The organism is Ornithinimicrobium kibberense (assembly GCF_006519705.1).
Lineage (GTDB): Bacteria > Actinomycetota > Actinomycetes > Actinomycetales > Dermatophilaceae > Ornithinicoccus > Ornithinicoccus kibberensis.
In genome coordinates this window covers 194,674-207,369 of sequence record NZ_VFXM01000005.1, presented here as the reverse complement: position 1 = coordinate 207,369, position 12,696 = coordinate 194,674, and the positions used below count along the sequence as shown (strand labels likewise).

Here is a 12,696-nt window from a genome sequence, read left to right as displayed (position 1 = left end):
GTCAGGACGATTCTCGCATCCCGCCCTCGTGCGGTTCCTGCCGGACGAGGCGGCCGAAGGCGTGGACCAGCCGGGCCCAGCTGCGGTGCAGCTCCGGGGTGCGCCGGGCGAGCTCGTCGAGGACCTGCTCCTCCTGCGGGGTCGTGCTCCGGCCCGAGGTCCAGCCGCGGACGGTCCCGGCCGTGACCTCGGGGTGGAACTGCACGCCCCAGGCGCGGGGGCCCAGCCGCAGGGCCTGGACAGCCCCGTCCGGGGACCGGGCCAGGACCGTCGAGGCGGTCGGGGTCCGGGTGACCACGTCGTCGTTCCAGTGCAGCACGGCCGGCACCGGGCCGAGGCCGCCCAGCAGCTCGTCGGCACGGCCCTCCGCGGTGAGGCCGAGCGGGTGCAGGGCGCGGGTCGGGCGCACGTGCCGGTGGACCTGTCCGCCGAGGGCGACCGCGCCCAGCTGGTGGCCCAGGCACACCCCGAGGAACGGCATACCCGCGGACACGGTCGTGGCGATCAACGCCCTGGTCGGGGTCAGCCACCGGTGCTCCGCGTCGTCCTGGGCCCCCATCCGGCCGCCGAGGACGACCAGGGCCACGTGGTCGACGAGGTGGGCGGGCACGGCGCGGCCCTCGTGGGCGGGGAGCACGTCGCACCGCAGCCCCACCTCGGCGAGCCAGGGCTCGATCATGGCGACCGGGCAGTCGTCCTCGTGCTGGACGACGAGAACCCTGGGACCTGGGGTCATGGGACTACTGCTGGACCTGCTCGGTCAGCTCCATCGGATCCACCCTGTCCTCCGGGTCGTGGGGGGCGGACCCCTCCCGGCCGGTCGCGGCCGGGTCCACGGTGTGCGGCTGCAGCTCGCCGGTGGCGATCTGCTCGGCCCAGTGGCAGGCGACCCGGTGCCCGGCGGGGGTGCCGGGAAGGTCCGGCACGCGCAGCACGGGGCGTTCGTCGTGGCAGCGGGTCTGCTGGCGCCACGGGCAACGGGTGTGGAAGCGGCAGCCGGAGGGCGGGTTGGCGGGGGAGGGCAGGTCCCCCACGAGCAGGATCTGCTCCCGGTCGTCCTCGACGGTCGGGTCCGGCACCGGCACGGCCGACAGCAGCGCCCGGGTGTAGGGGTGCAGGGGCTGGCCGTAGAGGTCGTCGGCGTCGGCCTCCTCGACGAGGGCACCGAGGTACATCACCCCGACCCGGTCGCTGATGTGGCGGACCACGGCCAGGTCGTGCGCGATGACCAGGTAGGTGAGGTTGAACTCCTCCTGCAGGTCGGCCAGCAGGTTGATGACCTGGGCCTGGACGGAGACGTCGAGCGCGCTGACCGGTTCGTCGGCCACGATGAGCTGCGGGTCGACGGACAGGGCCCGGGCGATGCCCACGCGCTGGCGCTGGCCGCCGGAGAACTCGTGGGGGTACTTGCTCAGGGCGGTGCGCGGCAGACCGACCGCGGTGAGCAGGTCCTTGAGGCGTTGCCGGGCGTCCACGTCCTTGGTGAGGCCGTGCGCGCGCATCCCCTCCAGGAGCAGCTGCTCCACGGTCTGGCGGGGGTCGAGGCTGCCCAGCGGGTCCTGGAAGACCATCTGCATGTGCCGTCGCTGCCGGCGCAGCTCCTCGCCCTTGAGCGAGGCCAGGTCGGTCCCCTCGAACAGGACGTTGCCGGCGGTGAGGTCCTCCAGCCGGAGGATCGCCCGGCCCAGGGTCGACTTCCCGCAGCCCGACTCGCCGACCAGCCCGTAGGTCTCGCCCCGGCGGATCTGCAGGTCGACCCCGTCGACGGCGTAGACGTGGCCGACGGTGCGGTCGAAGATCACCCCGCTCTTGATGGGGAAGTGGACCTTGAGGTCGCGGACGTCGAGCAGGATGTCGGCGTCCGGGTCGGGGGTGCGGCGGCCGGCCCCGGAGGGCGTCTCCTGGCGGCGGCCGGGCTCGGACGGCTGGGCGGCGGTGCTCATCGGTCGGTCTCCTCACCGCGAGGGGCGTCGCGGTCCTCGTCCATCGGGTTGGACTCCAGCGGGTTGTGGCAGCGCAGCAGACGGTCCGGCCCCAGCTCGGGCCGGTCCTGCACGAGCTCGGGCGTCCGTTCCCGGCAGACCTCGATCGCCGAGGCGCACCGGGGTGCGAAGGCGCAGCCCGAGGACCAGGGGATGTTGTCGGCGACCGACCCGGGCACCGGCGTGAGCCGTCGGCCCCGCTCCTCGTGGAGCCGGGGGATGGAGGCCAGCAGCCCGCCCGTGTAGGGGTGGCGGGGCTTGGCGAACAGGTCGTGCCGCTGCGCCCGTTCGACGATGCGTCCGCCGTAGAGCACGTTGACCTCGTCGCACAGGCCCGCCACGACGCCCAGGTCGTGGGTGATCATGATCAGGGCGGTCCCGGAGTCCTGCACGAGCTCCTTGAGCAGCGCCAGGATCTGGGCCTGGATCGTCACGTCGAGCGCGGTGGTGGGCTCGTCGGCGATGAGCAGCCGCGGCTCGCACGCCAGGGCCATGGCGATGAGTGCCCGCTGCCGCATCCCGCCGGAGAGCTGGTGGGGATACTCCTTGAGCCTGCGCGTCGGGTCGGGGATGCCGACCTTGTCGAGCAGCTCGGTGGCCCGCCGCATGGCGGCGTCCTTGTTCATCCCCCGGTGGCGCTGGAGCACCTCGGCGACCTGCACGCCCAACGAGACGACGGGGTTCAGCGAGGACAGGGGGTCCTGGAAGATCATGGCCACGTCCCGGCCCCGCCGGTCGCGCAGCTGGTCGCCGGGCAGGTCGAGCAGCTCGTCGCCGTCGAAGCGCACGCTGCCCGTCACCGTGTTGCCCCGGGCCGGCAGCAGCCCCATGATGGCCAGCGAGGTGACGGACTTCCCGCAGCCGGACTCTCCGACGAGCCCCACGGTCTGACCGGGGGCGACGTCGAAGCTGACGCCGTCGACGGCGGTGAAGGCCTTGCGGCCCCGGCCGAAGGTCACGGACAGGTCCCGGACCGACAGCAGCGGCTCGGCCGCACCGCGGCCCGAGGGGCGACCGGCGGACGACGTCGTGGTGGGAACGCTCATGGCAGGCTCCTCATCGGCGGGACTTGGGGTCGAGGGCCTCGCGCAGCGACTCGCCCATGAGGGTGAAGCCCAGGGCGACGACGATGATGCACAGCGCCGGGTAGACCGCGACCTCGGGGTGGGTGTTGAAGTACTGCTGGGCCTTGCCCAGCATCTGGCCCCACTCGGGGACGGTGTCGTCGGGGCTGCCCAGGCCGAGGAAGGACAGGGCGGCCGCGTCGATGATGGCCACGGCCAGCACGAGGGTGCCCTGGACGATGACCGGTCCGACCGAGTTGGGCAGCATGTGCCGGAAGACGATCGCGGTCGGGCGCACGCCCAGGGCGCGGGCGGCCAGCACGTGGTCGCTGTGCCGCTGGGCCATCATCGAGCCGCGCAGGAGGCGGGCGAAGATGGGGATCTGGATGATCGCGATGGCCAGGATCACCGTCCACTGGCTCGGCCGGGCGAACATGGCCGCGATGGAGAAGGCCATGAGCAGGGAGGGGATGGACAGCATGACGTCGACGACGCGCATGACGGCGCCGTCGACCCAGCCGCCCAGGCCGCCGGCCAGCGTGCCGAGCGTCAGTCCGCCGACCAGGCCGCCCAGCGTGGCCATGACCCCCACGACGAGGGTCTGCCGGGACCCGACGATGAGCCGGGACAGCATGTCCCGGCCGGCGTCGTCGGCTCCCAGCGGGTGGCCCGGCTGCGGCTCGGGGATGGGGTTGTTCGGGGTGCGCTGCTCGATGAGCAGGCGCGCCGCCGGGTCGTGCGGGGCGATCCAGGGGGCGATGAGCGCCAGCACGAGGAAGAGGGCGATGATGACCGCCCCGACGAGGAAGACCGGGTCGCGCCGCAGCCGGCGCCACGCGCTGCGCCACAGGCTCACGCCCTCCTCGTCGGAGAGGGTGCCGGCCTCGGCCAGGGCGTCGATCCGGTCCTTCTTGCGCTGACCGGGTGAGGTCATGGAGGTCACGGTGTACTCCTCACTTGGTCCGCACGCGCGGGTCGATCACGGCGTAGAGGATGTCGACGACGAGGTTGACGACGATGTAGATGAGGGCCGCCATCATGATGAGCACCTGCAGCACGGGGTAGTCGCGCCGCTCGAAGCCGATGGCCAGCGCCTGGCCGATCCCCTGGAAGGCGAACACCTTCTCGGTCAGCACCGCGCCGGCCAGCAGCGCACCGATCTGCAGGCCGACGATGGTCACCACGGGGATCAGCGCGTTGCGCATGATGTGCCGCACGCGGACCACCCCGGGGGTCAGGCCCTTGGCCCGGGCGGTGCGCACGTAGTCCTCGTCCATGACGTCGATGACCGCGGCCCGGGTGATCCGGAAGATGATCGCGAACGGGATCGAGGCCAGCGCGAACGCCGGCAGGACGAGGTGCTTGAGCGCGTCCCAGGCGGCGTCCCACTCCCGGGTGAGGATCCCGTCGAGGACGTACATGTTGGTGATGTGGGTGGCGTTGATCCCCACGCTCTGGCGTCCGGAGGGGGGCAGCCAGCCGAGCTGCACGGCGAAGATGTACTTGAGCACGTAGGCCAGGAAGAAGACGGGGACCGCCACGCCGACGAGGGAGAACATGATCGAACCGGTGTCCAGCGGTCCGCCGCGCCGTCGGGCGGCGACGTACCCCAGCGGGATCGCCAGGGTGAGGGCGATGAGCATGGCGAAGATGCTCAGCTCGACCGTGGCGGGCAGCCGCTGCAGGAAGACGTCGAGGGCGGGCTCGCCGCGGTAGACCCCGTTGGAGGTGCCGAAGTCCCCCTGCAGCGCGCGCTGCAGGAACTTCCAGTACTGCACCGGCAACGGCTGGTCCAGGCCCAGCTGGGCCCGCAGGGCGGCCGTCGACTCCGGCGTGCCCCGCTCGCCGAGCAGGGCACTGACCACGCCGCCGGGCAGCGACCGCAACCAGGCGAACAGCAGGATGCTCAGCACGAAGAGGGCCAGGACGGCCTGCAGCATCCGTCGGACGATGAACCTCAGCACGGGGGTCCTCCGGAGGGGGAGAGCGGCGTCGGCCGCCGCGTGGGAGGGGTGGAGTCGGTCAGGGCAGCGGGACCGCGTGCGGCGGACCGGGCACGGGGCCCGGTCCGCCGCTGCGTCCGTCGGTGAGGACGGTCACCCCGGAGGGTGGACGGTCACTCGGAGATGGTGACGGTGGAGAAGTCCTCCGCCGTCAGCGGGCTGGGCACCAGACCTTCCACGTTCTCGGCGACCACGATGGCCGGCGGGCTGTGGGAGATCGGCAGGCCCGGGAGCCAGTCCTCGCTCATGATCTGGGCGTTGAGCTCCTCGTACATCCCGGTGCGGGTGTCCTCGTCCGGCTCGGCGTCGGCGGCCGTCAGCGACTCCTGCAGCTCGTCGTGCCAGTCGTACTCGCTCGTGCCGAACGCGTTCTCGTCGCCGCAGAAGAAGGCGCACAGGAAGTTGTCGGCCGAGTTCAGGTCACCGGTCCAGCCCAGGAAGTAGGCCGGGGCCTGGGAGGTCTGGGCGCCGTCGATGTAGCCGCCCGCCCAGGGCTTGGAGATCGGGTTGACCGTGATGCCGGCGGCCTCCCAGTCGGACTTGACCGCGTCGTAGACGCGCTGCGGGTCCGGCAGGTAGGGGCGGGTGACCTCGGTCGGGTACCACAGGTCGATCTCCAGGTCGGACTTGCCGGCCTCCTCCAGCAGCTGCTGGGCCTTCTCCACGTCGTACTCGTAGGCCTCCAGCGAGCCGTCGTAGCCGCTCACCGTGTCGGGCATGAACTGCGTCGCCACGGTCGCACCCTCGGGGAGCTGGGAGGACACCAGCTGCTCACGGTTGATCGCGTGATAGAGCGCCTGGCGGACCAGCGGGTCGGCCAGCTGCGGGTCGGCGATCGGGTTCAGGCCCAGGTAGAGGATGTTGAACGGGTCGCGGATGAGGACCTGGTTGCCGTCGTCCTCCAGGCCCTGCCAGTCGACCGGGTTCGGCAGGTCGTAGCCGTGGATGGTGCCAGCCTGCAGCTCCTGGCGACGGGCGTTCTCGTCCGGCACGATCTTGAAGACCAGCTCGGCCACGCCGGCCGGCTCGCCCCAGTAGTCCTCGTTGCGCGTGAGGGTCACGGTGCCGCCCGCGTTGTCGTAGGACTCGAACATGAACGGTCCGGTGCCGGTCGGGTGCTCGTCGTACTCGGGGAAGACGAACGCGTCGCCCTCGGCCTGTACGTCGTTGGCGTTGTACTCCTCCAGCGCGGTGGGCGACTGGATGGCGTAGGACGACTGCGACAGCACCATGGGGAACTTGCCGGTCACGCGGCTGACCGTCACCTCGGCGGTGAGGTCGTCGACCGCCTCGCAGGACTCGTACAACGAGTCCTCGCCGAAGCCGAAGTCGTTGCCGTAGTAGTAGGCCATCGCGGGGGACTGGCCGACCTCGTTCTGGTCGGCCCAGCGCTCGAAGTTGTAGCAGACGGCCTCGGCGTCGAACGGCGTCCCGTCGTGGAAGGTCACGCCGTCCTGGAGCTCGAAGGTCCAGGTCAGGCCGTCCTCGCTGCCCTCCCAGGAGGTGGCCAGCTCGGGGACACCCTCGGTGCCGCCCTCCTCGATGCCGATGAGGTTCTGGTAGATCTGCCGGCTGATCCGGAAGCTCTCGCCGTCGCTGGCGTAGAACGGGTCGAAGGTCGCCGGGGCGCCGGCCGCGCCGAAGATGAACGTGGCGTCCGAGCTGGCCTCACCTCCGGCCGCGCCGTCCTCGGTGCCGGTCGCGGCGCTGTCGTCGTTGGCGTCACCGGTGTCCGAGTCGCGCTCCGACTCGGCACAGGACGTGAGCACCAGGGCCAGCGCTGCGCTGGTCGCCAGGGCCCCCACCATGCGGTTCTTCATCGTGCCTCCTAGGCATGGACGTGGTTCCGACCGGTACAGGGCCGGTCGAGCCGACCTCACCACAACCCGGCCCCCAGGGGAAGAGCGCGCGGCAAGTCGTGACGAGACCGTGACCTGCCCCGACGCGGGGGAAGCTGCGACGGGCAGGATGGGGGTATGACGCTCGAGCCCGGACGGGTGGCGGTGGCCGCCGTGGCCCTCGTGGACGACCTGCGCAGGCCCCGCCGGCTGCTCGCCGCGCGGCGCAGCGGGCCGCCCGCCCTGGCCGGCGGGTGGGAGTTCCCGGGCGGGAAGGTGGAGCCCGGCGAGGAGCCCGCGGCCGCGGCCGTGCGGGAGGCGGCCGAGGAGCTGGGCGTGCGGGTCGAGCTCGGGGACCCCGCCGGTGGTCCGTGGCCGCTGGGGCGGTCCCACGAGATGCACCTGTGGTGGGCGGTCACCGCCTCGGGAGAGGGGGAGCCCCGTCCGCTGGAGGACCACGACGCGCTGCGGTGGCTGACGCGCGGGACCCTGCACGAGGTGCCCTGGCTGGAGAACGACCTGCCGGTGGTCGCCTTCGTGGCGGCGCACCTGGTGCCCGACGGCTGCGACAATGGTGGGCATGCCTTCTGACGACACCGGTTCCGGCGTGCGCGCCGACCGCCTCGACATCCGCAACGTGGCCATCGTGGCCCACGTCGACCACGGGAAGACCACGCTGGTCGACGCGATGCTGACGCAGGGCGGTGCCTTCGCCGAGCACCGCTCGCCCGGCGAGGACGTGGAGCGGGTGATGGACTCCGGCGACCTCGAGCGGGAGAAGGGGATCACGATCCTCGCCAAGAACACCGCCATCCACTACGCGGGCGCGCACGCGCCCGAGGGCGGCATGACGATCAACATCATCGACACCCCCGGGCACGCCGACTTCGGCGGCGAGGTCGAGCGGGGGCTGTCCATGGTGGACGGGGTCGTCCTGCTCGTCGACGCGTCGGAGGGCCCGCTGCCCCAGACCCGGTTCGTGCTGCGCAAGGCCCTGGCGGCGCACCTGCCCGTCGTGCTGTGCATCAACAAGGTCGACCGCCCCGACAGCCGGATCGCCGACGTCGTCGACGAGGTCTACTCCCTGTTCATGGACCTCCTCGACGACCACGACCCCGAGGTCGTCGAGCGGGCGCTGGACTTCCCGGTGGTCTACGCCTCGGCCAAGGCGGGACGCGCCTCCCTGACCGCCCCCCAGGACGGGGAGCTCCCGGACAGCCCCGACCTGGAGCCGTTGTTCGCCACCATCCTGGACACCGTGCCGGCGCCGACCTACACCGAGGGCGCGCCGCTGCAGGCCCACGTGACCAACCTCGACTCCAGCCCGTTCCTGGGCCGCCTGGCCCTGTGCCGTGTGCGGGAGGGCACGATCCGCAAGGGCCAGCAGGTGGCGTGGTGCCGCCGCGACGGGTCGGTCGAGCGGGTCAAGATCACCGAGCTGCTGCTGACCGAGGGGCTGGAGCGCAAGCCCGCCGACGAGGCCGGCCCCGGCGACATCATCGCCATCGCCGGCATCCCCGAGATCACGATCGGCGAGACCCTCGCCGACGCCGAGCACCCGGTCCCGCTGCCGCTGATCACCGTCGACGAGCCGGCCATCTCGATGACGATCGGCACCAACACCTCGCCGCTCGCGGGCCGGGTCAAGGGCTCCAAGGTGACCGCCCGCCTCGTCAAGGACCGGCTCGACAAGGAGCTCGTCGGCAACGTCTCCCTGCGGGTGCTGCCCACCGAGCGTCCCGACACGTGGGAGGTGCAGGGCCGCGGCGAGCTGGCCCTGGCGATCCTCGTCGAGCAGATGCGGCGGGAGGGCTACGAGCTGACCGTCGGCAAGCCGCAGGTCGTCACCAAGGAGATCGACGGTGCGCTCCACGAGCCGGTGGAGCGTCTCACCATCGACACCCCCGAGGAGCACCTGGGCACCATCACCCAGCTGATGGCCGCCCGCAAGGGCCGCATGGAGCAGATGACCAACCACGGCACGGGCTGGGTGCGGATGGAGTATGTCGTGCCCTCCCGCGGGCTCATCGGCTTCCGCACCGAGTTCCTCACCGAGACCCGCGGCACCGGCATCGCCCACCACGTCTTCGACGGCTACCAGCGCTGGTTCGGCGAGATCCGCACCCGCCAGTCGGGATCCCTCGTCTCCGACCGCGCGGGCGTGGCCACGACCTACGCCATGTTCAACCTCCAGGAGCGGGGCACCCTGTTCGTCGAGCCCACGACCGAGGTCTACGAGGGCATGATCGTCGGGGAGAACTCCCGGGCCGACGACATGGACGTCAACATCACCAAGGAGCGCAAGCTCACCAACGTCCGCTCGGCCGGCGCCGACGTGCTGGAGCGGCTCGTCCCTCCGCGGCTGCTCTCCCTCGAGCAGTCGCTGGAGTTCTGCCGCGAGGACGAGTGCGTGGAGGTCACGCCCGAGGCCGTCCGCGTCCGCAAGGTCGTCCTCGACGCCAACCTGCGTGCCCGCACGGCGGCCCGGGCACGCAACAAGCCGTGACGGCCCCCCGCGGCCGGTCCGCCGAGCGCCGGCCCGCCCTGCGGGACGGCGTCGGCGTCGCCGGGCGACCGCTCCGGGTCGTGGCGGTGCACGCCCATCCGGACGACGAGACCCTTGCCACCGGCGTGGCGCTGGCCTCCCACGCGCTGGCCGGCGACGAGGTCCACGTCGTCACGTGCACGCTCGGCGAGGAGGGCGAGGTGATCCCGCCCGCGCTGGCCCCCCTCGAGGGCAGCGCCGAGCTGGGCCCGCACCGGCACGGGGAGGTCACCCGCGCCACGGCCGCCCTGGGCGTGCGGCACCACTACCTGGGCGGGGACCGGCCGCGCTGGCGCGACAGCGGGATGGCGGGCTCGCCGGCGGCGTCCCACCCCCTCGCCTTCGCGGCCGCGCACGTCGAGGAGGCGGCGGGTGTCCTGGCCGACCAGCTGGCCTGCCTGCGGCCAGACCTGGTCCTCACCTACGACCCCGAGGGTGGCTACGGCCACCCCGACCACGTGCAGACCCACCGGGTGACGGTGGCGGCCGTGCGCGCCATACCCGCAGCGACACGTCCCGCCCTCTTCGTGGTCCTCACCCCGCGCTCCTGGGCGGAGGAGGACCGGGAGTGGTTGGCCCGGCACGTGCCGCCGGACACCCGCAGCCCGGCCGGCGGCCTGGTGCGGATCCCCGGGCCCGACGACCCGTTCCCCCCGTCGGTCGTGGCCGACGAGGCCGTCACCCACGAGGTGGTGGACCCCGACGCCCTGGACCGCCAGGTGGCGGCCCTGCGCGAGCACCCGACCCAGGTGACCGTGCACGAGGGGTGGTACACGCTGAGCAACGACCTGGCGGCCCGTCTGCCCGGCCGCGAGGGCTACGCACGCTGGGAGGTCGAGGAGCCCTGAGCGAGCCCACGCACGGCCTGTCCGACGAGACCACGGAGGTGGACGCCGGGCGTTTCCGGCAGGCCATGGGCCGGTTCGCCTCCGGGGTGACCGTCGTCACCTCGCGGCACCGGGGCCACGACGTCGCCCTGACCGTCGACACGCTCACGAGCGTGTCGCTGCGCCCCGTCCTGCTCCTGGTGAGCCTGCACGACGAGGCGCGGGTGCTCGAGGGGATCCGGGCCGGCGAGCCGTGGGGGGTCAGCGTCCTGCCTGCGCGCCACCGGGCCCTGGCGACCTGGCTCGGCGAGCCCGGGCGTCCGTTGCACAACCAGCTCGCCCGCGTGTCGCACCGACGGGGGGAGCGGACCGGGGTGGCTCTCGTCGACGGAGCGCTGGCCAGCTTCGAGTGCCGGACCTACGCGGTCCACCCCGCCGGCGACCACCAGCTGTGCGTGGGCGAGGTGGTCGCCGTCGACGCGCCGACGACCGACGAACCGGCCCTGGTCCATTACCGTGGTGGGCTGGGCGAGCTGCGCTGACCGCCCCAGCTGTTCGCACCGCAGGACCAGACGGAGGGACCACCCGCACGATGAGCGACGACGGCACCAGGCTGCAGGAGGAGTCGCCCGGCGGGGGTGAGTGGGGAGCGGTGCTGCTGCGCCTGCTCGTGGCGCTCGCCGTGCTCGGGGGTGCCTACGTCGCCGCCGCCCTCTACTTCCAGGACCGTCCGCCCGCGGGGATGACCGTGGACGGCGTCGACATCGGGTCGATGACGCGGGACGAGGCTGCCGACCACCTGGACCGGGAGCTGGAGGACCGGCTCGAGGAGCCGGTCGTCCTCACGGTCCGGGCGAGCGGCGGCGTGGACGGGGCGGCGGGCGTCGACGGGGCCGACGAGGTCGCCGAGGAGACCCTCGAGCTGGTGCCGGCCGAGGCCGGTCTCTCCTACGACGTCGACGCCATCCTGGAGGGGGCCACCGGGCTGAGCTTCGACCCCCGGGTGCTGTGGTCGCACGTCTCGGGCGGGGCCCGCAGCCTGCCGCTCCAGGGAGCGGTCGACCGGGAGCAGCTGGCCGCCGCGGTCGAGCGGCTCGCCGAGGACTACGACACCGAGGTCGTCGAGGGGGAGGTGACGCTCACCGACGAGGGCGTGCGGGTCGTCGAGGCCGAGCTGGGCCGCAGCCTCGACGTCGACGGGACCGTCGACGCGGTCGCCTCCGCGTGGCCGGACGACCGGCGGGTCGAGGGACGCGCCGTCGTCGCCGCCCCGACGCTGAGCCAGGACGAGGTCGAACGGTTCACCCGGGAGGAGGTCGACCCGGCGCTGTCCGAGGCCGTGAGGGTCACGGCCACCCGCGGCTCCGGCGACGACGCCCCGACGGCCACCGCCGAGATCGCCCCGCGCGAGCTCGTCGAGCTGCTCGGGACCGAGCGCACCGGGGACACGCTGAGCCTGACGCTCGACGAGGAGGGCCTGATGGCCCGGATCCGGCAGGACCTGGGCCAGCTGGAGCGAGGTCCGCGCGACGCCACCGTGGAGCTGGACGGGACCGACGTCGACGTGGTGCCCGCACGGTCCGGGGCCGCCCTCCAGGAGGAGGGTCTGGTCGCCGCGGTCCGGGAGGCGCTGACCGCGGAGGGCGAGGACCGCACCGTCGAGGCGACGCTGGAGGCGGTGGAGCCCGGGATCCCCACCGAGGTCAGCGAGGCCTGGTCGTTCTCCCCGATGGCCGAGTTCACCTCGGTGTTCCCCACGGGCGAGGCCAACGCGGCCCGCACCCACAACCTGCACGTCGGGGTGGAGAACGTCAACGGCACGGTGGTGATGCCCGGTCGGCAGTTCAGCCTCGGGGTGGCCTTGGGCGACCTCAGCGAGGAGGGCGGCTACCGGGAGGCCCCCGTCATCGTCGACGGCAGGCTGGTCATGGGCCTGGGCGGCGGGCTGTCGCAGATCTCGACCGTGGTGTTCAACGTCTCCTGGTTCGCGGGCGTGCAGCTGGACGCGCACACGCCGCACTCCTACTACATCTCCCGCTACCCGGCGGGCCGCGAGGCGACGCTCGCCTACCCGATCATCGACAACGTCTGGACCAACGACACCGACACCCCCGTGGTGGTGCGCTCCTGGATCGAGGGCGACCAGATCCACATGGTGTTCCTGGGCGACCGGCAGTACGACGTGGAGACGATCGACGGTCCCCGGCGCGACGTGCGTCAGCCGGAGGAGCACGTCGACGACAGTCCCGAGTGCGTGCCCCAGGGGCCCGCAGAGGGTTTCACCATCACCAACGTGCGGATCCTGCGCTCCGGGGGGCAGGAGGTCTCCCGGGACGAGTTCACCACGACCTACCACCCGGCCGACGAGGTCGTGTGCACCCACCCCGAGGCCGGCTACTGACGACCCCGTGCCGCCCGGACCCCCGAGGACGGCATA

Annotated in this window: 11 protein-coding genes; 5 read left to right on the top strand and 6 right to left on the bottom strand. The window is 72.6% G+C overall.

All coding sequences use genetic code 11. The features are described 5' to 3' along the window. Position 1 precedes the first annotated feature (1 nt). The 6 genes from FJR00_RS05950 to FJR00_RS05925 form a co-directional block, all read right to left on the bottom strand. On the bottom strand, positions 2-736 hold the full coding sequence (locus tag FJR00_RS05950) for a type 1 glutamine amidotransferase (protein ID WP_141337875.1): 735 nt from the start codon (positions 734-736) through the stop codon (positions 2-4). A gap of 4 nt (positions 737-740) precedes the next feature. After that, on the bottom strand, positions 741-1,943 hold the full coding sequence (locus FJR00_RS05945; protein ID WP_141337874.1) for an ABC transporter ATP-binding protein: 1,203 nt from the start codon (positions 1,941-1,943) through the stop codon (positions 741-743). Then, a complete protein-coding gene (locus tag FJR00_RS05940) occupies positions 1,940-3,028 on the bottom strand; it encodes an ABC transporter ATP-binding protein (protein WP_141337873.1) in 1,089 nt (362 codons plus the stop codon). Before FJR00_RS05940 ends, FJR00_RS05945 begins: the two co-directional genes overlap by 4 nt. Positions 3,029-3,038: 10 nt before the next feature. After that, the gene (locus tag FJR00_RS05935; protein ID WP_075959175.1) at positions 3,039-3,980 is read right to left on the bottom strand and encodes an ABC transporter permease; all 942 of its coding nucleotides are present in this window, start codon (positions 3,978-3,980) and stop codon (positions 3,039-3,041) included. 19 nt (positions 3,981-3,999) lie between these two features. Then, positions 4,000-5,010, bottom strand: a complete 1,011-nt coding sequence (locus FJR00_RS05930; protein WP_075959146.1) for an ABC transporter permease — start codon at positions 5,008-5,010, stop codon at positions 4,000-4,002. A 152-nt stretch (positions 5,011-5,162) separates the two neighbouring features. Further along, positions 5,163-6,869: an ABC transporter substrate-binding protein gene (locus FJR00_RS05925; RefSeq protein ID WP_141337872.1), complete on the bottom strand. Its 1,707-nt coding sequence runs from the start codon at positions 6,867-6,869 to the stop codon at positions 5,163-5,165. A gap of 156 nt (positions 6,870-7,025) precedes the next feature. Here FJR00_RS05925 and FJR00_RS05920 point away from each other — a divergent pair, with 156 nt between their 5' ends. From FJR00_RS05920 to FJR00_RS05900, 5 genes are read left to right on the top strand one after another with little or no spacing between them, the layout of a single operon-like run. Next, positions 7,026-7,478, top strand: a complete 453-nt coding sequence (locus FJR00_RS05920) for an NUDIX domain-containing protein (protein ID WP_141337871.1) — start codon at positions 7,026-7,028, stop codon at positions 7,476-7,478. After that, complete coding sequence (gene typA / locus FJR00_RS05915) at positions 7,468-9,393, top strand: translational GTPase TypA (RefSeq protein ID WP_141337870.1); 1,926 nt, start codon at positions 7,468-7,470, stop codon at positions 9,391-9,393. The genes FJR00_RS05920 and typA overlap by 11 nt, the downstream gene beginning before the upstream one ends. Then, the gene (gene mshB, locus FJR00_RS05910) at positions 9,390-10,280 is read left to right on the top strand and encodes an N-acetyl-1-D-myo-inositol-2-amino-2-deoxy-alpha-D-glucopyranoside deacetylase (protein ID WP_141337869.1); all 891 of its coding nucleotides are present in this window, start codon (positions 9,390-9,392) and stop codon (positions 10,278-10,280) included. The genes typA and mshB overlap by 4 nt, the downstream gene beginning before the upstream one ends. Positions 10,281-10,318: 38 nt before the next feature. Next, positions 10,319-10,801 carry a flavin reductase family protein gene (locus FJR00_RS05905; protein ID WP_238330336.1) on the top strand — a complete coding sequence of 161 codons (483 nt, stop codon included), beginning with the start codon at positions 10,319-10,321 and terminating at the stop codon, positions 10,799-10,801. A 50-nt stretch (positions 10,802-10,851) separates the two neighbouring features. After that, positions 10,852-12,660: a VanW family protein gene (locus FJR00_RS05900; protein ID WP_141337868.1), complete on the top strand. Its 1,809-nt coding sequence runs from the start codon at positions 10,852-10,854 to the stop codon at positions 12,658-12,660. Positions 12,661-12,696: the final 36 nt, after the last annotated feature.